The sequence below is a fragment of the Streptomyces sp. NPDC051172 genome (assembly GCF_040682555.1).
Taxonomy (GTDB): Bacteria; Actinomycetota; Actinomycetes; order Streptomycetales; family Streptomycetaceae; genus Streptomyces.
The window spans coordinates 81,787-102,400 of sequence record NZ_JBFBBE010000001.1; the positions used below are offsets into that span (position 1 = coordinate 81,787).

General features: G+C 69.9%; 14 protein-coding genes. 2 read left to right on the forward strand and 12 right to left on the reverse strand.

The window, feature by feature from the left end:
* Positions 1 to 295: 295 nt before the first annotated feature.
* From AB0N07_RS00345 to AB0N07_RS00390, 10 genes are all read right to left on the reverse strand, one after another.
* The gene (locus AB0N07_RS00345; protein WP_365830492.1) at positions 296 to 898 is read right to left on the reverse strand and encodes a sarcosine oxidase subunit gamma family protein; all 603 of its coding nucleotides are present in this window, start codon (positions 896 to 898) and stop codon (positions 296 to 298) included.
* Positions 891 to 4,136, reverse strand: coding sequence for a sarcosine oxidase subunit delta family protein (locus AB0N07_RS00350; protein ID WP_365830494.1), 3,246 nt, complete (start codon positions 4,134 to 4,136; stop codon positions 891 to 893). Before AB0N07_RS00350 ends, AB0N07_RS00345 begins: the two co-directional genes overlap by 8 nt.
* A gap of 12 nt (positions 4,137 to 4,148) precedes the next feature.
* Entirely contained in the window at positions 4,149 to 5,381 is a 1,233-nt protein-coding gene (locus tag AB0N07_RS00355; RefSeq protein ID WP_365830496.1) for a sarcosine oxidase subunit beta family protein, read from the reverse strand.
* A complete protein-coding gene (gene glyA / locus AB0N07_RS00360) occupies positions 5,378 to 6,664 on the reverse strand; it encodes a serine hydroxymethyltransferase (protein WP_365830498.1) in 1,287 nt (428 codons plus the stop codon). Before glyA ends, AB0N07_RS00355 begins: the two co-directional genes overlap by 4 nt.
* On the reverse strand, positions 6,661 to 7,521 hold the full coding sequence (locus AB0N07_RS00365) for a bifunctional methylenetetrahydrofolate dehydrogenase/methenyltetrahydrofolate cyclohydrolase (RefSeq protein ID WP_365830500.1): 861 nt from the start codon (positions 7,519 to 7,521) through the stop codon (positions 6,661 to 6,663). Before AB0N07_RS00365 ends, glyA begins: the two co-directional genes overlap by 4 nt.
* 119 nt (positions 7,522 to 7,640) lie before the next feature.
* A complete protein-coding gene (locus AB0N07_RS00370) occupies positions 7,641 to 10,079 on the reverse strand; it encodes an FAD-dependent oxidoreductase (RefSeq protein ID WP_365830502.1) in 2,439 nt (812 codons plus the stop codon).
* 230 nt (positions 10,080 to 10,309) lie between these two features.
* On the reverse strand, positions 10,310 to 11,272 hold the full coding sequence (locus tag AB0N07_RS00375; protein ID WP_365830503.1) for an ABC transporter substrate-binding protein: 963 nt from the start codon (positions 11,270 to 11,272) through the stop codon (positions 10,310 to 10,312).
* 13 nt (positions 11,273 to 11,285) lie between these two features.
* Positions 11,286 to 13,286 (reverse strand): ABC transporter permease subunit, encoded by a 2,001-nt coding sequence (locus AB0N07_RS00380; protein ID WP_365830505.1) that lies wholly within the window; start codon positions 13,284 to 13,286, stop codon positions 11,286 to 11,288.
* Positions 13,286 to 14,374 (reverse strand): glycine betaine/L-proline ABC transporter ATP-binding protein, encoded by a 1,089-nt coding sequence (locus AB0N07_RS00385; protein WP_365830507.1) that lies wholly within the window; start codon positions 14,372 to 14,374, stop codon positions 13,286 to 13,288. The genes AB0N07_RS00380 and AB0N07_RS00385 overlap by 1 nt, the downstream gene beginning before the upstream one ends.
* A 20-nt stretch (positions 14,375 to 14,394) precedes the next feature.
* Complete coding sequence (locus AB0N07_RS00390; RefSeq protein ID WP_365830509.1) at positions 14,395 to 15,864, reverse strand: aldehyde dehydrogenase family protein; 1,470 nt, start codon at positions 15,862 to 15,864, stop codon at positions 14,395 to 14,397.
* A gap of 218 nt (positions 15,865 to 16,082) precedes the next feature.
* Between AB0N07_RS00390 and purU the strand changes: the two genes are divergently transcribed.
* Positions 16,083 to 16,955, forward strand: coding sequence for a formyltetrahydrofolate deformylase (gene purU / locus AB0N07_RS00395; RefSeq protein ID WP_365830511.1), 873 nt, complete (start codon positions 16,083 to 16,085; stop codon positions 16,953 to 16,955).
* A gap of 199 nt (positions 16,956 to 17,154) precedes the next feature.
* On the opposite strand, the gene AB0N07_RS00400 is transcribed toward purU, so the two are convergent.
* Both AB0N07_RS00400 and betA read right to left on the reverse strand, forming a co-directional pair.
* On the reverse strand, positions 17,155 to 17,991 hold the full coding sequence (locus AB0N07_RS00400) for a 5,10-methylenetetrahydrofolate reductase (protein WP_365830513.1): 837 nt from the start codon (positions 17,989 to 17,991) through the stop codon (positions 17,155 to 17,157).
* A 6-nt stretch (positions 17,992 to 17,997) separates the two neighbouring features.
* On the reverse strand, positions 17,998 to 19,665 hold the full coding sequence (gene betA / locus AB0N07_RS00405; RefSeq protein WP_365830515.1) for a choline dehydrogenase: 1,668 nt from the start codon (positions 19,663 to 19,665) through the stop codon (positions 17,998 to 18,000).
* A gap of 202 nt (positions 19,666 to 19,867) precedes the next feature.
* Between betA and AB0N07_RS00410 the strand changes: the two genes are divergently transcribed.
* Positions 19,868 to 20,614 (forward strand): IclR family transcriptional regulator, encoded by a 747-nt coding sequence (locus AB0N07_RS00410; protein ID WP_365830797.1) that lies wholly within the window; start codon positions 19,868 to 19,870, stop codon positions 20,612 to 20,614.

Here is a 20,614-nt window from a genome sequence, read left to right on the forward strand (position 1 = left end):
CGCCGCCTTCGGAGGGGCCGGGGCCGACATGGGCGGCGTACCTGCCGTAGACCGCGAGGCCGCGGGCCAGATCCACGCCGATCAGGCGGCCCACCGGGGGCGTTGAGCCGCCGAGGCTCCGGCCGGTTCACTCGCCGGGCGCTCGGAGCGGGCGGAGCCGGACTCGACGTGCGCCGTGTCATCTGCGTTCTGGGTCATGCCTCCCAGGCGGGAGAGGCGTTCGGGCCGGGAGTGTCCGGCGGGTGCCCGGACCTCCCCCGCCACCTGGCGGGGGGAGGCACCGGGCCGCGGGACCCTAGATGTATTCGGTCGCCGCGTCCAACAACCAGTCCGCCAAGTACCCGGCGAAGGACGAACGGACCAGGACCCAGAATCCGGCCCCGGGTTCGTCCCGGGCGACCAGGACGACCTGGGTGCGGCCCAGCGTCGTCTGGGCGCAGCGGCCGGTGCCGAAGGCGCGCGGGTGCAGGTCCAGCGCGCAGCCGTGGGCAAGCAGATCGCGGGCGCTGGAGCCGGAGACGAGGAGGGTGGTGCGCTGGGCGGAGACGTCGGTGACGGAGACGGGCTCCTCTCCGACGGCGGCCCGGATCCGGGTCTCCAGGTCCCGCTCGCTGCCCGGCGGGCCCACCACCAGCCATTCGTCCGGGCCGAGCCACAGCGCGGTCGACTCCCCCGCGCGGATGGCCGTGTTGGGTTCGAGCGGCAGCTGCAGGCCCAGTGCGAGCCCGACCGCGTCGGCCGCTCCGCCCTTGGCGTCCAGGCGGACGTTCACCTGGGACAGGAAGGGGAGTTCGGCCAGCCGGACGGCGCCCCGGGAGGTGCGGGTCGCGGCGGCCAGCCGGTCTGCGTAGGGCGCCAGGGGGCTGCGGGGCGGGGCGGTGAGTGCGGTGTCAGCCATCGCGGCGGGCTCCCTCGGGGTCGTAGAGGACGGGGCTTGCGACGGTCACCGGGACCAGCCGGTCGCCGACGGGGGCGTACAACCGCTCGCCGATGCGCTCCCGGCCGCCCTTGATCAGGGCGAGGGCGAAGGTGCGGCCGAGGGCGGCGCTGCGGTAGCTGGAGGTGACGTGGCCGAGCATCGGGACGGGCGGCGCGGGCAGTTCGCTGTCGGCGACCAGCTGGGTGCCCTCGGGGAGGAAGGTGCCGGGGTCCTCCGGGAGCAGGCCGACCAGGTGCTTGCGGTCCGGGCGGACGGTGTCGGCGCGGGCGAACGAGCGCTTGCCGATGAAGTCCGGCTTCTTCTTCGACACCGCCCAGCTCATCCCGAGGTCGTGCGGGGTGATGGTGCCGTCGGTGTCCTGCCCGATGATCGGGTAGCCCTTCTCGGCACGCAGGACGTGCATGGTCTCGGTGCCGTACGGGGTGATGCCGTACGGGGCACCGGCCTCGTACAGCGCCTCCCACAGGGCGAGGGCCTCCCACGGCGACACGTTGATCTCGTAGGCGAGCTCACCGGAGAAGCTGATCCGGCACACGCGCGCCCCGATGCCCGCGACGGTCGTCTCCCGCCAGGCCATGAACGGGAAGTCCTCGTTGGAGACGGCCAGTCGGGGAGCGAGCGAGGCGAGGACCTCGCGGGACTTCGGGCCGACCAGGGCGACGGTGGCCCACTGCTCGGTGACCGAGGTGCAGTGGACCTTCAGCTCCGGCCACTCGGTCTGCAGCCACTCCTCCATCCAGTCCAGTACGGTCGCCGCGTTGCCGGTGGTCGTGGTGACCAGGAAGCGGTCCGGAGCGAGGCGGATGACCGTGCCGTCGTCGAAGACCATGCCGTCCGGCTTGCACATCACGCCGTAGCGGATCATGCCGACCTTCAGGGTGCTCATCATGTTGGTGTAGAGCAGGTCGAGGAAGACGCCGGCATCGGGGCCCTGTACGTCGATCTTGCCGAGGGTGGAGGCGTCCATGAAACCCACGCTCTCGCGCGTGGCCGCGCACTCGCGCAGCACGGCCGTCTCCAGGTCCTCGCCGTCCTGTGGGTAGTACCAGGGGCGCTTCCACTGGCCGACGTTCTCGAACAGGGCGCCGTGTTCGACGTGCCATCCGTGCAGGGCGGTGGTGCGGACCGGGTCGCTCAGCACGCCCCGGTCCCGGCCCGCGAGGGCCGCGAAGGAAACGGGTGTGTAGGGCGGCCGGAAGGTGGTCGTGCCGAGCGCGGAGATGTCCACGCCGAGCAGGTCGGCGACCACGCCACTGGCCAGGACGCCGGAGGTCTTGCCCTGGTCGTTGGCGGTTCCGGCCGTGGTGTAGCGCTTGGTGTGCTCGACCGAGCGCATGCCGGCGCCGGTCGAGCGGGCCAGGTCGTCGATGGTGACGTCGCGCTGGAGGTCGACGAAGCGGGGGGCGCCTTCGCGGCCGGGGACGGTGAAGACCTGCATGGGAGGCGTGGCCTGCGGCTGGGCGGGCACGGCCGGGAGCGCCGGGGTGTCCGGGGTGTCCGGGGTGTAGCCCTCGGCCTCGATCGCCCGGGCACCGGCGGCGGCGCCCTGGGCGAGCACGGCGGCCAGGTCGAAGGTGCCGTTCGCGCTGCCCGCGACCTCGACGGCCTGCCGGACGACGTCGGGCACGAAGGTGCCGAGCGCCTCGTCGTAGCGGAGCTTGCCGCCCGCCTGGCTGAACAGGTGCGCCACCGGGTTCCAGCCGCCGGAGACCAGCAGCAGGTCCGCGGCGAACTCCCGCTGCGCCGCGGTCTCCCCGTACGGCGCGACGCTCACAGCGGTCAGCCGCGCCTCGCCCTCCGTGCCGGTCACCGCGTATCCGGCGAGCACCTCGATGCCGGCGGCGCGGGCGCGGTCCGCCCACTCGCCCGGTGCGGGGCGGGTGTCGACGATCGCCGCGATCCGGACGCCCGCCGCGGCGAGGTCCAGTGCGGCAGTGTAGGCGCTGTCGTTGGTGGTGAACACGACGGCGTGACGGCCGGGCAGGACACCGTGGCGGTGCAGGTGGGTGCGGGCCGAGGCGGCCAGCATGATGCCGGGACGGTCGTTGTCCGCGAAGGCCAGCGAGCGCTCGTGGGCGCCGGTGGCGAGGACGACACGGCGGGCGCGGATGCGGTGGACGCGTTCGCGGGACACGTTCGCCGGGGCGTCGGCGCCGAGGTGGTTGGTGCGGCGCTCCACGGCGAGGAGGTGGTTGTCGTCGTAGTAGCCGAAGACGGTGGTACGGCGCAGCACGCGGACCTCGGGGGCGGACTCCAGACGGGCCTCCAACTCATCTGCCCAGCCGGGGAGTTCGCCGGTGCCGAGGAGGCTGCCGCCGAGTTCGGGGCGGTCGTCGGCGAGGATGACTCGGGCGCCGCTGCCCGCCGCGGCCGCTGCCGCCGCGAGGCCGGCGGGGCCGGCGCCGACGATCAGCAGGTCGCAGTGGGCGTGTACGGCGTCGTAGCGGGCGGGGTCCGGTCGGGTGGCCAGGCGGCCCTGGCCGGGGAGGCTGGTGGCGACCAGGCCGTCGTAGAGCTCGACGGTCGTCGCCGGGAGCATGGGCTCGGGGAAGGGTTCCTCGATCTGGACGACGGCGTTGGGTTCTTCCACGCCGGCGGAGAAGATGCCTCGGGGGCGGCCGAGCTTGATGCCGGTCGCTGCGGTGATCACTCCGTTGGCCAGCAGTGCCGAGGCCAGGGTGTCGCCTCGGTAGCCCTGGTATTCGGTGCCGTCGAAAGTGAACGTGAGGGGTTCGGCGCGGTTGATGCGACCGCCGCTCGCGAGGCGGAGGCCTGTGGCCGTGGACGTCGCCGGGGGCTCTGCCCCCAGGCCCCCGTTCGGCCCTGAAGGGGCCTCGTCCTCAAACGCCGGACGGGCTGGAGTGGCTGGACGCGGCTCAGACGTGGCCGCAAGCGAGGCAGGAGTTGCGGACCGGGGCTCAACAGTCGCCGGGCGTCCCTCACCCGACCGGTACACCGCCAGGATCTCGTTCGTCGACGTGTCCCGTATTGCGTTGAACCAGCGGCGGCAGCCCGCCGAGTGGCTCCAGCGTTCGGCGAACGGGCCCTTCGGGTTGTCGCGGAAGAACAGGTACTTGGCCCACTCCTCGTCGGTCAGCGCCGACGGGTCCTGCGGATAGGCCACATGCGCCTGGCCGCCGTAGTGGAACTCGGCTTCGTCGCGGGGCCCGCACCACGGGCATGAGATCAACAGCATGGTTCGGGCTCCCTAGTGGGCCACCGCGGCAGCGCCGTGCTCGTCGACGAGCGCGCCGGTGGTGAAACGGTCGAGCGAGAAGGGGGCGTTGAGGGGGTGGGGGGTGTCGTGGGCGATGGTGTGGGCGTAGACCCAGCCGACGCCGGGTGTGGCCTTGAAACCGCCCGTTCCCCAGCCGCAGTTGAGGTAGAGGTTGTCGACGGGGCTCAGGCCGACGATCGGCGAGGCGTCGGGGCTGACGTCGACGATGCCGCCCCAGGTGCGCAGGACGTGGGCGCGGGCGAAGACCGGGAAGAGCTCCAGGGCCGCCGCCATCTGGTCCTCGATGATGTGGAAGGCGCCGCGCTGGGTGTAGGAGTTGTACGCGTCGATGCCCGCGCCCATCACCAGCTCGCCCTTGTGCGCCTGGCTGACGTACACGTGGACGGCGTTGGACATGACGACGGTGGGGTGCACCGGTTCCAGGAGTTCCGACACCAGGGCCTGCAGGGGGTGGCTCTGGACCGGGAGGTCGATGCCCGCCATGGCGGCGAGGACCGAGGTGTGGCCCGCGGAGCAGAGGGCCACCTTGCCGGCCGCGATCGGGCCCAGGTTGGTCTGGACGCCCACGACCCGGCCGCCGACCACGTCCAGGCCGGTGACCTCGCAGTTCTGGATGATGTCGATGCCGGCCGCGTCCGCGGAGCGGGCGAAGCCCCAGGCCACGTAGTCGTGCTTGGCGATGCCTGCGCGGGGCTGGTAGGTGCCGCCGAGGACCGGGTAGCGCACGTCGGGTGAGATGTTGACGATCGGGCAGACCTCTTTGACCTGCTCCGCGTCGAGCCACTCGGCGTCGACGCCGTTGAGGCGGTTCGCCTCGACACGGCGGACGCTGTCACGGACGTCCTGGAGGCTGTGGGCGAGGTTGAGGACACCGCGCTGGGAGAAGAGGATCGGGTAGTCCAGCTCCTCGTCCAGGCCCTCCCACAGCTTGAGGGCGTGCTCGTAGATGCCGGCGCTCTCGTCCCACAGGTAGTTGGAGCGGATGATCGTGGTGTTGCGGGCCATGTTGCCGCCCGCGAGCCAGCCCTTCTCCAGTACGGCGACGTTGGTGATGCCGTGGTTCCTGGCCAGGTAGTGGGCGGTGGCCAGGCCGTGGCCGCCGCCGCCCACGATCACGACGTCGTACGACCGCTTCGGCTCGGGGTTGCGCCACAGGAATTCCGGGTGGTCGGGGAGGTCGGCGCCGGGGGTGGTGGGGCTCATCGGGCGTCTCCTGAAGTACCGGAAAGGTGCGGGTAGAGCGGGTGCTTGGCGGCCAGGGCCGCGGTGCGGGCGCGCAGGGCCGCGATGTCGGGCTCGGGCTGGAGGGCCAGCGCGATCACGTCGGCGACCTCCGTGAAGTCCTTCTCCATGAAGCCGCGGGTGGCCAGCGCCGGGGTGCCGATGCGCAGGCCGGAGGTGACCATCGGTGGGCGCGGATCGTTGGGGACGGCGTTGCGGTTGACCGTGATGCCGATCTCGTGGAGCAGGTCCTCGGCCTGACGGCCGTCGAGCGTCGAGTCCCGCAGGTCCACGAGGACCAGGTGGACATCCGTACCTCCGGTCAGGACCTTCACCCCGGCCGCCGCCGCGTCCGGCTGCGTCAGACGCTCGGCCAGGATGCGGGAGCCGGCCAGCGTGCGGGCCTGGCGTTCGGCGAACTCCGGGGAGGCCGCGACCTTGAAGGACACCGCCTTTGCGGCGATGACGTGCTCCAGGGGGCCGCCCTGCATACCCGGGAACACCGCCGAGTTGATCTTCTTGGCGAGGTCCGCCTCGTTGGTGAGGATGACCCCGCCGCGCGGGCCGCCGAGCGTCTTGTGGGTGGTCGTGGTGGTGACATGGGCGTGCGGGACCGGGTTCGGGTGCAGCCCCGCCGCCACCAGGCCCGCGAAGTGCGCCATGTCGACCATCAGCAGAGCGCCGACCTCGTCGGCGATCCGGCGGAAGGCCGCGAAGTCCAGCTGCCTGGGGTAGGCCGACCAGCCCGCGATGATCATCTTGGGGCGGTGTTCCTTGGCGAGCTGCTCGACCTCGTCCATGTCGACCAGGTTGTCGGCCTCGGACACGTGGTAGGGCACCACGTTCAGCATCTTGCCGCTGTAGTTGATGCGCATGCCGTGGGTGAGGTGGCCGCCGTGCGCGAGGTCCAGGCCGAGGATGGTGTCGCCGGGCTGGAGCAGCGCGAAGAAGACCGCCGTGTTGGCCTGCGCGCCCGAGTGCGGCTGGACGTTGGCGTAGCCCGCGCCGAACAGGGACTTGATGCGCTCGATCGCCAGCCGCTCGGTGACGTCCACGTGTTCGCAGCCGCCGTAGTAGCGGCGGCCGGGGTAGCCCTCGGCGTACTTGTTGGTCGCGACCGAGCCCTGCGCCTCCATCACGGCGGTGGGCGCGAAGTTCTCGGAGGCGATCATTTCGAGGGTGGACTGCTGACGGTGGAGTTCGGCGGTGAGGGCTTCGTGGACCTCGGGGTCCAGCTCGGCCAGGGGGGTGTTCAGCGCGTTCATACGGCGTTCGCGTTCCTCTCGGCGGCCTCGACGACGTTGGCCAGCAACATCGCGCGGGTCATGGGGCCCACACCTCCGGGCATCGGCGCGAGCCAGCCGGCGACCTCGGCGGCCTCCGGGTGGATGTCGCCGACCAGCCCGTTCTCGGTGCGGGTGATGCCGACGTCCAGGACGGCCGCGCCGGGGCGCAGCATGTCCTTGGTGATCAGTCCGGGTGAGCCGGCCGCCGCGATGACGATGTCCGCCTCGCGCACGTGCCAGGACAGGCCCTTGGTGCCGGTGTGGCACAGGGTCACGGTGGCGTTCTCGGAGCGGCGGGTCAGAAGCAGGCCGATGGGCCGTCCGACCGTGATCCCGCGTCCGATCACGCACACCCGGGCGCCCGCGAGGGGCACCTCGTGGCGGCGGAGCAGTTCGACGATGCCACGCGGGGTGCAGGGCAGCGGCGCCTCGGTGCCCAGGACGAGCCGGCCGAGGTTGACGGGGTGCAGTCCGTCGGCGTCCTTGGCCGGGTCCATACGGGCCAGCACGGCGCCCGCGTCCAGGTGCCCCGGCAGCGGGAGCTGGACGATGTAGCCGGTGCAGGCCGGATCGGCGTTGAGTTCGTCGATGACGTCCTCGACCTGCTGCTGGGTCGCGTCCGCGGGCAGATCACGCCGGATGGACGCGATCCCGACCTGCGCACAGTCCCGGTGCTTCCCGCCGACATAGGCATGACTGCCGGGGTCGTCCCCGACGAGGACGGTGCCGAGGCCCGGCGGCGGCCCGCCATCGGCGGTCAACTTGGCGACGCGCTCGGCGAGTTCGCGGCGGATGGCAGCGGCGGTCGCCTTACCGTCAAGCACTTGGGCAGTCACCGACGGCACTCCTTCCAACAGGGCTCAGCGGCGGCGCCCCGAAGGGGCGCGGGGAACTGCTCGACCAGCCACACCGAACCTGCAGCCGATCGACAACCAATCGCGGCACTACGAACGCTTCACCCACGGAGACGGGACATGGTCGGGTCGAACAGCGGCTCTTCGGTGACGACTGCTTCGATGCGCTGGTCGAAGTACCCGATCTGCAGCGTGGTCCCAGGAGCGGCCAGCTCACTCGGCAGCCACGCATACGCAATGCCCTTGCCGATCGTGTAGCCGTACGCTGCGCTGGTGACGTAGCCGACCGCCCGCTCACCGTCGAAAACCGGCTCCTTGCCGAGGACGACGGACTGCGGGTCGTCGATGGTGAGGCAGGTCAACTTGCGCTGCACGTTCTCCTTGCGGCGCTCAAGGGCGGCCTTGCCGATGAAGTCCTCCTTGTCGAGCTTCACGGCGAACCCGACACCGGCCTCATAGGGGTCGTGCTCATAGGTCATGTCGGTGCCGAAGGACCGATACCCCTTCTCCAGGCGGAGGCTGTTGAAGGCGCCGCGGCCGGCGATGATGCCGCCCAGGGGCCTCGCCGCCTCCCACAGGGTGTCCCAGAGCTTCTGGCCCTGGTCGGCGGTGGTGTACAGCTCCCAGCCCAGTTCACCGACGTACGACAGGCGCATCGCGGTCACCGGCACCGAGCCGATGTGGGCGCGCTTGGCGCGGAAGTACTTGAGGCCGTCGCCCGAGAAGTCCTCGTCCGTCAGCGGCTGCAGCACCTTGCGGGCCAGCGGGCCCCACAGGCCGATGCAGCAGGTGCCGGGGGTTGTGTCGCGGACCTGGACGGTGCCGTCGGCGGGGAGGTGGCGGGTGAACCAGTCGAGGTCCAGGTTGCCGTTGGCGCCGACCTGGAAGAGGTCGCGGGCCAGGCGGGCGACGGTGACGTCGCTGCGGATGCCGCCGTCGTGGTCGAGCAGCAGGGTGTACGTCACCGAGCCGACCGACTTGGCGACCTTGCCGGTGACCAGCTTCTCCAGGAAGTCGGCGGCGCCGGGGCCGCTGACCTCGAGGCGCTTGAGGGCCGTCATGTCGTACATCGCGACGGTCTCCCGGGTGGCCTGCGCCTCCGCGCCGACGATGGGCGACCAGAACTGCGCCGCCCAGTCGTTGGGTGTGGGGATGTTGCGGCCCTCGACGAGGGAGGCGTTGGCCTCGTACCACTGCGGGCGCTCCCAGCCGTTCGCCTCCAGGAAGAAGGCACCGTGCTCCTGCTGGCGGGCGTGGAAGGGGCTGGTGCGGATCGGGCGCGGCTTCCCGGACGGCTGGAGGGGGTGGAGGATGTCGTAGACCTCGACGAAGTTCTGGCAGTCGCGGGCCAGGACGTACTCCGGGGACAGCTGGTGCGGCTCGAAGCGGTTGACGTCGCACTCGTGCAGGTCGAAGGAGGAGCAGTAGCCGTCGACCAGCCATTCGGCCATCGCCCGGCCGACGCCGGCGGAGTGGGTGACCCACACGGCCTCGGCGACCCAGAATCCCTTGACGTCCTGGGACTCGCCGAGGAGAGGGAAGTTGTCGGTGGTGAAGGAGAACAGGCCGTTGATGCCCTCCTCGACCTTGGCCTCCTGCGTGGCGGGGAGCAGCGACTGGGTCTCGGTCCAGGCGGGCTCGAAGTCCTCCTCGGTGAACTTCAGGACCGACGGCATGGGCGCGGCCTCGTCGAAGGAGAGGATCTCGTCGGCGGTGATCGGCATCGGGCGGTGGCCGTAGTAGCCGATGCCGATGCCGTCGAAGCGGTCGCGGTAGTAGAGGTCGGCGTCCTGGTGGCGCAGGATCGGACGGACCGCTTCCTCGGTCTGGCCGGCGAGCGCCGGTACCGGGCCGGTCCAGGCGAGCTGGTGGGCGAGCGGGGTCAGCGGGAGGTTCATGCCCACCATGCGGGCGATCTTCGGGCCCCAGATGCCGGCGCAGCACACCACGATGTCGGCCGCGATCTCGCCCTGGTCGGTGAGGACGCCGGTGACGCGGCCGTCGGCCTGCTGGACGTCGAGTACCTCGTGGCGGGCCAGGAAGGTGACGCCGCGCTCGGTGGCGCGGCGGATCTGCGCCTCCACGGCGAGGACCGCCTTGGCCAGGCCGTCGGTGGGGACGAGGAGGCCGCCGAGGACCTTGTCCCGGTTGACCAGCGGGTGCTGCTCGACGCACTCGTCGGCGCTCAGCAGCCGGGCCTCGATGCCCCAGGCGGTGATCCAGCCGTGGCGGCGGTGCAGTTCCGCGAGGCGCTCCGGGGTGGTCGCCACTTCGAGGCCGCCGACCTGGAGGAAGCAGGGCTTGCCGTCGACGTCGAGGGAACAGAACTTCTCGACCGTGTAGCGGGCCAGCTCGGTCATGGTCTTGGAGGAGTTGGTCTGGAAGACCAGGCCCGGCGCGTGTGAGGTGGAGCCTCCCGTGGCGGGCAGCGGGCCCTGGTCGACCACGGTCACTTCGGTCCAGCCTCGCGCGGAGATCTCGTCAGCGAGGGCCGCTCCCACGACGCCCGCTCCGATGATCACCACTCGGGGTCCCGCCATCGCCGCACCTCCGAAATTCAAAACCGTCGAGTTGCTTTCTGCGCAACGTGATTCAGGTTGCGCAACTCAGCGTGCCTGTCGCGGGAGGGGGTGTCAAGAGGTCCGTGACGTCGGAAAACGGGCCGGAACACCCGCCCGGGACATGGCGATGCCCGGCGGGCGGCGCACACCAGTGCACGCCGCCCGCCGGGCATGTTCGACCGTCCGCCGAGTCCGGCCGTCGGGCCGGGCTACTTGATCCAGGCGTCCACCTTGTCCTTGTTGGCCTCGACCCACTTCTTGGCCGCCGCGTCGTCCGTCAGCTTGTCCTGGGCGATGTACTTGGCGACCTCGTTCTGGTCGTCGTTCGTCCAGGTGAAGTTCTTCACCAGGTTGTAGGCGGGGCTGCCGGACTTGGCGAACTTCGCGCTGACGACCTTGTTCAGGTTGTAGACGGGATAGTCGCAGGCGACCTTGGCCGCGTCTGTGTCACAGCCCGTCTTGTACGCGGGCAGGGTGACCTTCTTCAGCGGGACCTCGGACATGAACCACTGCGGCTCGTAGAAGTAGCCGATCACCCACTGCTTGTTCTTCTCGGCGGTGCGGAAGGCCTGGATGAGCGCCGTCTCGCTGCCCGCGTACACCACCTTGAAGTCCAGCTTCAGGTTCTTGACCAGCGCCTCGTCGTTGGTGACGTACGACGGGTCGCCGTCCAGGAGCTGGCCCTTGCCGCCGGACTCGGAGGTCTGGAACTTCGACGCGTACTTGTTGAGGTTCTTCCAGTCGAGGATGTCGGGGTGCGCCTTGGCCAGCCACGGCGGCACGTACCAGCCGATGATGCCTTTGTTGCCGGTCGGGCCGGCGTCCACGGCGGTCTTCTGCTCGGTGATGTACTTCTTCACCAGGTCGGCGTGGCCCCAGTTCTCCAGGACCGCGTCGACCTCGCCGGTGCCGAAGCCCTGCCAGGCGATCTCTTCCTTGAGGTTCTTCTTGTTGACCGTACAGCCGAGGTTGTGCTGCGCGACGTACGCGACGACCGCAGCGTCCGCCTCGTAGCCCACCCACGGGTTGACGGCCAGGTTGAAGGTGCCGCACTTGCCCGAGCTTCCCGAGCCCGCGGAGGAGCTGTCGCCGACTTTCGCCCCGCCGCACGCGGTGAGGGTGAGGCCGAGGACGGCCAGGCCGGCCGCGCCGGCTCGCCAGTGTCTTGCCATGGTGTCGTGCTCCTTAAGCGCTGGCGCGGCGCGCCGCGGCCTGAGTGATCCGGTCGAACATGACTCCGAGAAGGACGATGGCCAGACCCGCGGCAAGCCCCTTCCCGTACAGCTGCCCCTGTGAGAAACCGGCCACGACGTCGTAGCCGAGAGCGCCTGCCCCTACCAGGCCGCCCACAACAACCATCGACAGCACGTAGATCAGGCCCTGGTTGGTCGCAAGCGTCAGGGCACTGCGTGACATCGGCAGTTGAACCTTGGTGATGATCTGCCAGGTGTTGCACCCGGCGGAGGTGGCCGCCTCCACGGTGGTCTCGGGCACGGCCCGGATCCCGTCCGCGATGATCTTCATGGCGACGGGGGCCCCGTAGACGATCGCGGCCACGATGGCCGTGAAGCGCGTGGGGCCGAACAGCGCGAGGAACGGCACGAGGTAGACGAAGGGCGGCATGACCTGGGCGGCGTCCAGGGTGGGCCGGATCAGCCGGTCCACCATCATGCTGCGCCCCATCCACACCCCGAAGACGATGCCGAGGACCATCACCAAGACCGTCGCCACCAGCGTCGAGGCCAGCGTGGTCATGGCGTCCGACCACAGACCGGTGCCGACCAGCAGGCCCACGCACACGGCCGTGGTGACCCCGGACTTCCAGCCGCCGAGCACCACGCCCAGCGCCACCAGCACCGCGCCGACGAGCCACCACGGGGAGTCGGTGACCAGCGTCTGGAACGGATTGAGCAGGCCGTTGGTGATGACGTCACGGATGGCGTTGGTGACACCCGACAGGCTGTCCTGCGCCCAGTTGGTCGCGCTGTCGGCCGCGCTCGCGATGTGGCTGCCGACGGTCCCGTCACCGGGGAAGTCGGCCGCCCACAGGTAGGTGTGCGACAGATAGATCAGGACCGCCGTGACGACGGCACCGGCGCCCAGCAACGGCCGCCGCCACTTCGAGAGGTCGTGCTTGGCGTTGCGTGCGTTCTCCTCGCGTGCCGCCGCCGCGGTGGTCACCCGGTCCAGGACGATCGCCATGACGACGATGGCGAGGCCCGCGTTGAAGGCGGTTCCGACGTCGAGCGACTGCAGTGCCTGAAGAACGATCACGCCGAGGCCCGGCGCATTGATCAGGGCCGCGATGGTCACCATGGCCAGGGCGGCCATGATGGTCTGGTTGACGCCCATCACCACGGTCCGCTTGGACATCGGCAGCAGGACCTTCAGCAGCGACTGGCGGCGGGTGGCACCGAGTGAGTCGGCCGCTTCGACCGTCGTCTTGGAGACGTTGCGGATGGCGTGCGCGGTGATGCGGATCGTCGGAGGGGCCGCGTAGATCACGGTGGCGATGGTGGCGGAGGCGCCGCCGATGAGGAAGAACAGGGTCAGCGGTGCCAGGTAGACGAAGGTCGGCATCGTCTGCATGAAGTCCAGGAAGGGCGTGGCGATCCGGTTGAACCGGTCGGACAGTCCCGCCCACACCCCCAGCGGGATCGCGAACAACAACGCCACGAACACCGCGGAGAGGGTGAGGGAGAGGGTGTCCATGCTCTCCTGCCACAGCCCCTGCAGCCCGAAGAACGTGAACCCGGCCACCGCCAGCAGCGCGACCCGCCAGTTGCCCACGGCCCAGGAGACATAGCCGGCGATGCCTACGACGCCGAGCCAGCCGATCTCCGGGACCGGGCGGGCCCCGGACGGCTGGGAGATCAGGTGCTGGATGAAGGTCACCAGGTTGTCGATGACCAGCCGGATCTCGTTGAAGAAGTACAGGAAGAGCGGGTTGGAGTTGCGGTTGGCGCCGATGGAGTCGTTGAAGTCGTTGATCCAGCGGTGCAGATCGGTCAGGTCGGCCGCCGCAAGCGACAGCGTCTGCTTGCCGCGCAGTACGGCGAAGAGCACCAGCCAGACGACCACGATCGCGCCGACCACCATGGGCCGGCTGATCTTTCGTGCCACCTTGACGGGCGCGACCGGCTCCGCGGCCTCCGTCTTCTCGGGCTTCTCTACGGCGACGGTCATCACGCGCCGCCTTCCTGCCCGGCGACCACCGCGAGGATCTCCTCGTCACCGACAATGCCGAGCAGCTTGCCGTCCTCCACGACCTTGATGGGCTTGTCGGCCGCGAGCACCGCCCTGGTCGCCTCCTTCACCACGACGTCCGGGCCCAGCTCGGGGCCGTCCAGCTCGTCGCCGTCCTCCGGCGCCCGCATGATCCAGCGCAGGGTGAGGACGTCGCCGCGCGGCACGTCCTTGACGAACTCGCGGACGTAGTCGTCGGCCGGGGCGCCGACCAGCTCGTCGCCGGTGCCGCACTGGACCATCTTGCCGTCACGCATGATCAGGATGCGGTCGCCCAGCTTCAGCGCCTCGGAGAGGTCGTGGGTGATGAACACCATGGTCTTGCCGACCTCGTGGTGCAGGCGGATGACCTCGTTCTGCATGTCACGGCGGATCAGCGGGTCGAGCGCGGAGAACGGCTCGTCGAAGAAGAGCACGTCCGGGTCTCCGGCGAGCGCCCGGGCAAGGCCGACGCGCTGCTGCATACCGCCGGAGAGCTGGTCGGGGTAGGAGTTCTCGTAGCCGGACAGGCCGACCAGCTCGACGACCTCCAGGGCCCGCTTGGTGCGCTCGGCCCTGCTCATGCCGCGGATCTCCAGGCCGAAGGCCACGTTGTCCACGACCCGGCGGTGCGGCAGCAGCCCGAAGTGCTGGAAGACCATGGAGAACTTGCGGCGGCGCAGGTCGCGCAGCCGGGCCGCGTCCGCCTCACGAATGTCCTGGCCCTCGAAGACGAGCTCACCCGAAGTGGGTTCGATCAGCCGGGTCAGACATCGTACGAGGGTGGACTTGCCGGAGCCGGACAGGCCCATGACCACGAACACCTCGCCCTTGCGGACGTCGAAGTTCACGTCACGGACCGCGGCGGTACAGCCGGTGCGGTCCATCAGCTCGCGGCGGGAGAGACCGCACAGCTCCTCTGAGCCCGGCACCCGGTCGGCCTTCGGCCCGAACACCTTCCACAGATTGCGCACGGATATGACGGGCGTGCCGTCCGAGTCCTGGGGGGTGCCACGCCGCTGCGGCACCTCTGTCTGTGTGGGGGTCACGATCGACCTCATTTCGGCGTTCAGCCGCGGAACCAGCGCTGCGGCCGGGGTTGGATGTTCTGCCAGATGTGCTTGGGCTCTCGGTACTCGTCCAGGCCGGTCGGTCCCAGCTCCCGGCCCGTGCCCGAGTGCCCGAAGCCACCCCATTCCGCTTGCGGCACATAGGGGTGGTAGTCGTTGATCCAGACCGTGCCGTGGCGCAGCCGCCGGGCGACCCGCTGGGCCTTGCCGGCGTCCTCGGTCCAGACGGCGCCGGCGAGGCCGTACTCGGTGTCGTTGGCGATGCGTACGGCATCGTCCTCGTCGGTGAAGCGTTCGATGGTCAGCACGGGCCCGAAGGACTCCTCGTGCACCACCCGCATGTCCTGCGTGCACGCGTCGAGCACGGTCGGCGGGTAGTAGTGACCGCCCGCGAGGTCCGGGTCGGCGGGCCGCTGCCCGCCGCAGCGCAGTACGGCGCCCTCGGCGATGCCCGCTGCGACGTACGCCTCGACCTTCGCCAGGTGCTGGGCGGAGATCAGCGCTCCCGTCTCGGCGTCGGCGTCGAAGGGCCCGCCCAGGCGGATCTGCCGGGCGCGACGGACCACCTCGTCGACGAAGCGGTCGTGCAGCGAGTCCTCGACGATCAGCCGGGCCCCCGCCGAGCAGACCTGCCCGGAGTGCAGGAAGACGGCCGTGAGAGCCATGTCCACGGCCGTCTCGAAGTCGGCGTCGGCGAAGACGACGTTGGGGTTCTTGCCGCCGAGCTCCAGCGCCACCTTCTTCACGGTGGCGGCCGCGGTGGCCATGATCCGCTTGCCGGTCTCCAGGCCCCCGGTGAAGGAGACCATGTCGACGCGCGGGTCCTCGGACAGCGGTGCGCCGACCTCCGGGCCGGTGCCCAGGACGAGGTTGGCGGCGCCGGCCGGGAGTCCGGCCTCCTCCAGTGCCTTCATCAGCAGGATGGAGGTGGAGGGGGTGAGCTCGCTGGGCTTCAGGACGATCGTGTTGCCGGCGAGCAGCGCCGGGGCGACCTTCCAACTGGCCTGCAGCAGCGGGTAGTTCCAGGGGGTGATCAGTCCGCACACGCCGACCGGCTCGTACACGACGCGGCTGATGGCGTCCTCGCGGCCGGTGTCGATCACCCGTCCGGCGTCCGTGCCGCCGATCCCGCCGTAGAAGCGGAAGCAGGAGACGACGTCCGCGATGTCGTACTCGCTCTCCACCAGCCGCTTGCCGGTGTCCAGCGACTCGGCGCGGGCGAACTCCTTGGCGTCGCGCTCGAGGATGTCGGCGGTGCGCAGCAGCAGTGCGCCGCGCTCACGCTCGGGGGTGCGGGGCCAGGGGCCCTCGTCGAAGGCTCGGCGGGCCGCGGCGATCGCCGCCTCCGTGTCGGCACGCGTCCCTTCCGCCACGGTCGCCGAGAGGGTGCCGTCGGCGGGGCAGCGGATTTCGCGGCGCCCGCCGGCCACCGGCTCGCGCCACTCTCCGTCCACATACAGATCTGCCACGCGCCAAGCCTTTCAACCGAAATTCGTTGCGCATCGTGCATTCAATTGCTTGTGGTGGAACACCCTGACGAATGTCCAGACAGACGTCAAGGGGTTGGCGGATGACGATTTCGCAAGAGGCCCAATGCCCCTTCCTCTCTTGACCGGGGGGCCCACCGGCCCGACCATGTTGCGTATCGCTCACCTTGTTGTGCAATACGCACCGACGGAGGCCGCACATGTCCCCTCGCCCGCAACCTGGCCGTGAGTTCGTCCTCACCCTCTCGTGTCCCGACAGCGCGGGACTGGTCCATGCCGTGAGCGGCTTCCTCGTCAGGAACTCCGGCAACATCCTGGAAAGCCAGCAGTTCGATGATCGACTCCAGGGCCGCTTCTTCATGAGGGTCCACTTCGACGTTTCCGATCCAAACGCGGATCTGGAAACTCTGCGTTACCGGTTCGGTCCCGTCGCCGAGGCCTACCGCATCTCCTGGAAGCTGTGGGACGCCTCGACCCCGACCCGGACGCTCATCATGGTGTCCAAGTTCGGCCACTGCCTCAACGACCTGCTCTTCCGCCGCCGCACCGGCGCCCTCAACATCGAGATCCCCGCGATCGTCTCCAACCACCGGGACTTCGAGGGCCTGGCGGAGACCTACGGCATCCCCTTCCACCACGTCCCGGTGACCAAGGAGACCAAGCCGGACGCGGAGGCGCGGTTGCTGGAGCTGGTGCGCGAGCTGGACGTCGACCTCGTGGTGCTCGCCCGCTACATGCAGGTCCTCTCCGACGACCTGTGCAAGCAGCTGGAGGGCCGCGCGATCAACATCCACCATTCCTTCCTGCCCAGCTTCAAGGGCGCGCGCCCGTACGTCCAGGCCTACGACCGCGGAGTGAAGCTCGTCGGCGCGACGGCGCACTATGTGACCTCGGACCTGGACGAGGGCCAGATCATCGAGCAGGACGTGGTCCGCGTGGACCACTCCCTCGACCCCGGCGAGCTGGTCACGGTCGGCCGGGACGTGGAGGCCCAGGTACTCGCACACGCGGTGAAGTGGCACAGCGAGAGCCGGGTGATGGTGGACGGCAACCGCACGGTGGTCTTCCGCTGAGCGGTACGCCACGAGACGGGCGGGGCTGGATTTCCAGCCCCGCCCGCGCTCTGTCTGTATACGGGTTTCTGCCTGTATACGGCTGCATCCTGGCACCGGCCGGCAACTCCAGCCCGTCCGGCGTTTGAGGACGAGGCCCCTCAAGGGCCGAAGCGGGGGCCTGGGGGCGGCAGCCCCCAGTACGCCCACTGCACCCCCCTCAGCCGCCGAGCCGCTCCAGCACCGCCCGGCGCCACACTTCGGTCTCAGCAATCTGGTTGAAAGTGAACACGTGCAGGCCCGCCACTCCCGCCGAAGGCGCCGTGAGGGCCGCCTCGCTGCGCTGCAGCAGGCGGTCGGGTGAATAGCCCCCGGGGGCAGCGAACCGCAGGAACCACGACGCATGCTTCGTCAGGAACCGCGTCGACTCCCCCACCCCGATCTTCGTCGCCATCGCCATCAGCTTGGTCCGCTGCACGGGCCCGGCGACACCCACGTACACCGGCAGGGAGACGTCCCGCCGCCGTATCCGGGCGATCCACTCCCCGAGCACGCGCGGGTCGAAGCACAGGTTGCTGACGATGTACGTGGCGTGCGCGCGCTTGTCCCACATCGACTGGATGGTGATGTCGTCGTGGATGAGGGGATGGCTCTCGGGGTAGCCGGTGATGCCCACGTGGGCGAAGGGCTCGCCCAGCTCGGTGAGCCTGCGCAGCACCGGCAGGGAGCCGTCGTAGGCCCCGGCCGGCGGGTTGGCGTCCCCCGCCGGCACGAAGACGTCGTCCACGCCCGCCTCGCGCAGCCGCTCGACGACCTCTTTCAGATGCACCTCGTCCCGCAGCAGCCGGGCGGGCACGTGCGGCACGACGCGGTAGCCGTGCGCCGCGAGCCGGCCGGTCAGTTCGAGGGTCGGCTCCAGGCCCTTGACCGGCGACGCCGTGACCGTGACCACGACGTCGCGCGGGACATGGGCGAGGACCTTGTCCTCGGTGGCCTTCGCGGGCAGCACCTCGTAGCGGACACCGTCCAGCAGCGCCCTCAGGCCGGTGGCGTCCAAGGCCCGCTACCCGGCCTGCTTCTGGGCGTCGCGGTGGCGGTAGTACGCGGCCTTCGACGGCGCCAGGGGCTCCTTGCCGAGGATCAGGTCGGCGGCCTTCTCGGCGACCATCATCACCGGCGCATAGATGTTGCCGTTGGTGACGTACGGCATCACCGACGCGTCGACGACCCGCAGGCCCTCCACGCCGTGCACGCGCATGCTGGTGGGGTCGACGACGGACATCTCGTCGGTGCCCATCTTGCAGGTGCAGGACGGGTGCAGGGCGGTCTCGCCGTCCTTGGCGACCCAGTCGAGGATCTCCTGGTCCGTCTCCACGGACGGGCCGGGCGAGACCTCCCCGTCGTTGAAAGGCGCGAGCGCGGGCTGGTTGAGGAGCCTGCGGGCGACGCGGATCGCCTCGACCCACTCCCTGCGGTCCTGCTCGGTGGAAAGGTAGTTGAAGCGCAGCGCCGGGTGTTCGCGCGGATCCTTGCTCTTGATCTTCACCGAGCCGATGGCGTCGGAGTACATGGGCCCGACGTGGACCTGGTAGCCATGGCCGCCGGCGGGCACGGAACCGTCGTAGCGGACCGCGATGGGCAGGAAGTGGAACATCAGGTTGGGGTAGTCCACGTCCTCGTTGCTGCGGGCGAAGCCGCCGGCCTCGAAGTGGTTGGTGGCCGCGGGGCCCTTGCGGAACAGCCACTGCAGGCCGATGAAGGGGGCCCGCCACTTGGCCAGATACGGCTGCATGGACACGGGCTGCTTGCAGGCGTACTGGATGTACACCTCCAGGTGGTCCTGCATGTTCTCGCCGACGCCCGGCAGATCGTGCACGACGTCGATGCCGAGGGCGCGCAGCTCCTCCGCGTTGCCGACGCCGGACAGCTGCAGCAGCTGCGGGGAATTGATCGCGCCGCCGCACAGGATGACTTCCTTGGCGCGCACCTGCTTCGGGGCGCCCTTGCCGCGCTGGTACTCGACGCCGACGGCCTTCTTGCCCTCGAAAAGGACGCGGGTGACCAGGGCGCGGGTCGTGACGGTGAGGTTGGGCCGCTTCCTGGCGGGCTTGAGGTACGCCTTCGAGGCCGAAAGACGGCGTCCGCGGTGGACGTTGCGGTCGAACTTGGCGAAGCCCTCCTGCCGGTAGCCGTTCACGTCGTCGGTGGGGGCGTAACCGGCTTCCTGGGTGGCCTTGAGGAAGGCGCCGAAGAGGGGGTTGGTGGCCGGGCCGCGCTCCAGGACGAGGGGGCCGTCGTGGCCGCGGAACTCGTCGTCCGGGTCGGCGGCCAGACAGTTCTCCATCCGCCGGAAGTACGGCAGACAGTGCGCGTAGTCCCAGGTCTCCATGCCGGGGTCGGCCGCCCAGCGCTCGTAGTCCATGGGGTTGCCGCGCTGGAAGATCATGCCGTTGATGCTGCTGGAGCCGCCGAGCACCTTGCCGCGCGCGTGGTAGATGCGCCGGCCGCCCATGTGGGGCTCGGGCTCGGACTCGTACTTCCAGTCGTAGAAGCGGCTGCCGATCGGGTACGTCAGTGCCGCGGGCATGTGGATGAAGACGTCCCAGGGGTAGTCGGAGCGGCCTGCCTCCAGGACCAGCACCTTGTTCGCCGGGTCAGCTGAGAGCCTGTTCGCCAGTGCACTGCCGGCCGAACCGCCGCCGACGATGACGAAGTCGTATTGGGGAGCCATGGTGCCTCGTCTCGCTCGCGCCGTAGATACGCGAGGCATGCTAGTACCAGTAGCGCTATACGCACTAGGTTGCGAGCCACGCAACTTACGGGTTGTTGATTTCGCCACGGTTACTTGCAGTCGTGTTGTTTACTGCGCGTATAGTTTCGGAGTGAGCAACCACAGCCAAGACACCGAAACGTCAAATTCGCAGGCCGGCGGAGTGCAGTCGGTCGACCGAGCCATCAGCGTCCTGGAGATCCTCGCGCAGCGCGGCGAGGCGGGCGTCAGTGAAGTGGCCGCCGAGATCGATGTTCACAAGTCCACCGCCTTCCGCCTTCTCGGCGCCCTGGAGGCGCGCGGTCTGGTGGAGCAGGCGGGCGAGCGCGGCAAGTACCGGCTCGGCTTCGGCATCGTACGCCTGGCCGGCGCGGTGACGGGACGCATCGACATCACCCAGCAGGGCCGCCCGGTCTGCGAGCGGCTCGCCGAGGAGATCGGTGAGACGGTGAACATCGCGGTGCTGCAGGAGCACTACGCGATCAACCTGTACCAGGTGCGCGGCCCCGGAGCGGTCACCGCGCACAACTGGGTCGGTCAGCTGACCCCGCTGCACGCCACGTCGAGCGGCAAGTGCCTGCTGGCGTACCTGCCCGCCAAGGAGCGCGCCGCGCTGCTGGCCGAGGCGGGCCTGAAGAAGGTCACGCCGCACACCCTCACCTCGAAGGCGAAGCTCGAGAAGACCCTCGCCGAGGTACGGGAGGCCGGCTACGCCTGGACCAAGGAGGAGCTGGAGATCGGTCTGCACGCCATGGCCGCCCCGGTCCTGGACCGGGACGGCGAGGTCATCGCGGCGGTCACCGCCTCCGGGCCCTCGTACCGCTTCACGGAGGAGCGGATGCGCGAGCTCGCGCCCGTGCTGATCAAGGGTGCGGAGGAGATCAGTCACCGCATGGGCTACCTGGGCTGA

Bases quoted from the DNA above. Each gene is read 5' to 3' on its own strand.
- AB0N07_RS00380 (WP_365830505.1), bottom strand. From the start codon at position 13,286: ATGACCGTCGCCGTAGAGAAGCCCGAGAAGACGGAGGCCGCGGAGCCG.
- AB0N07_RS00345 (WP_365830492.1), bottom strand. From the start codon at position 898: ATGGCTGACACCGCACTCACCGCCCCGCCCCGCAGCCCCCTGGCGCCC.
- AB0N07_RS00375 (WP_365830503.1), bottom strand. From the start codon at position 11,272: ATGGCAAGACACTGGCGAGCCGGCGCGGCCGGCCTGGCCGTCCTCGGC.
- AB0N07_RS00370 (WP_365830502.1), bottom strand. From the start codon at position 10,079: ATGGCGGGACCCCGAGTGGTGATCATCGGAGCGGGCGTCGTGGGAGCG.
- betA (WP_365830515.1), bottom strand. From the start codon at position 19,665: ATGGCTCCCCAATACGACTTCGTCATCGTCGGCGGCGGTTCGGCCGGC.
- AB0N07_RS00350 (WP_365830494.1), bottom strand. From the start codon at position 4,136: ATGCTGTTGATCTCATGCCCGTGGTGCGGGCCCCGCGACGAAGCCGAG.
- purU (WP_365830511.1), top strand. From the start codon at position 16,083: ATGTCCCCTCGCCCGCAACCTGGCCGTGAGTTCGTCCTCACCCTCTCG.
- AB0N07_RS00355 (WP_365830496.1), bottom strand. From the start codon at position 5,381: ATGAGCCCCACCACCCCCGGCGCCGACCTCCCCGACCACCCGGAATTC.
- glyA (WP_365830498.1), bottom strand. From the start codon at position 6,664: ATGAACGCGCTGAACACCCCCCTGGCCGAGCTGGACCCCGAGGTCCAC.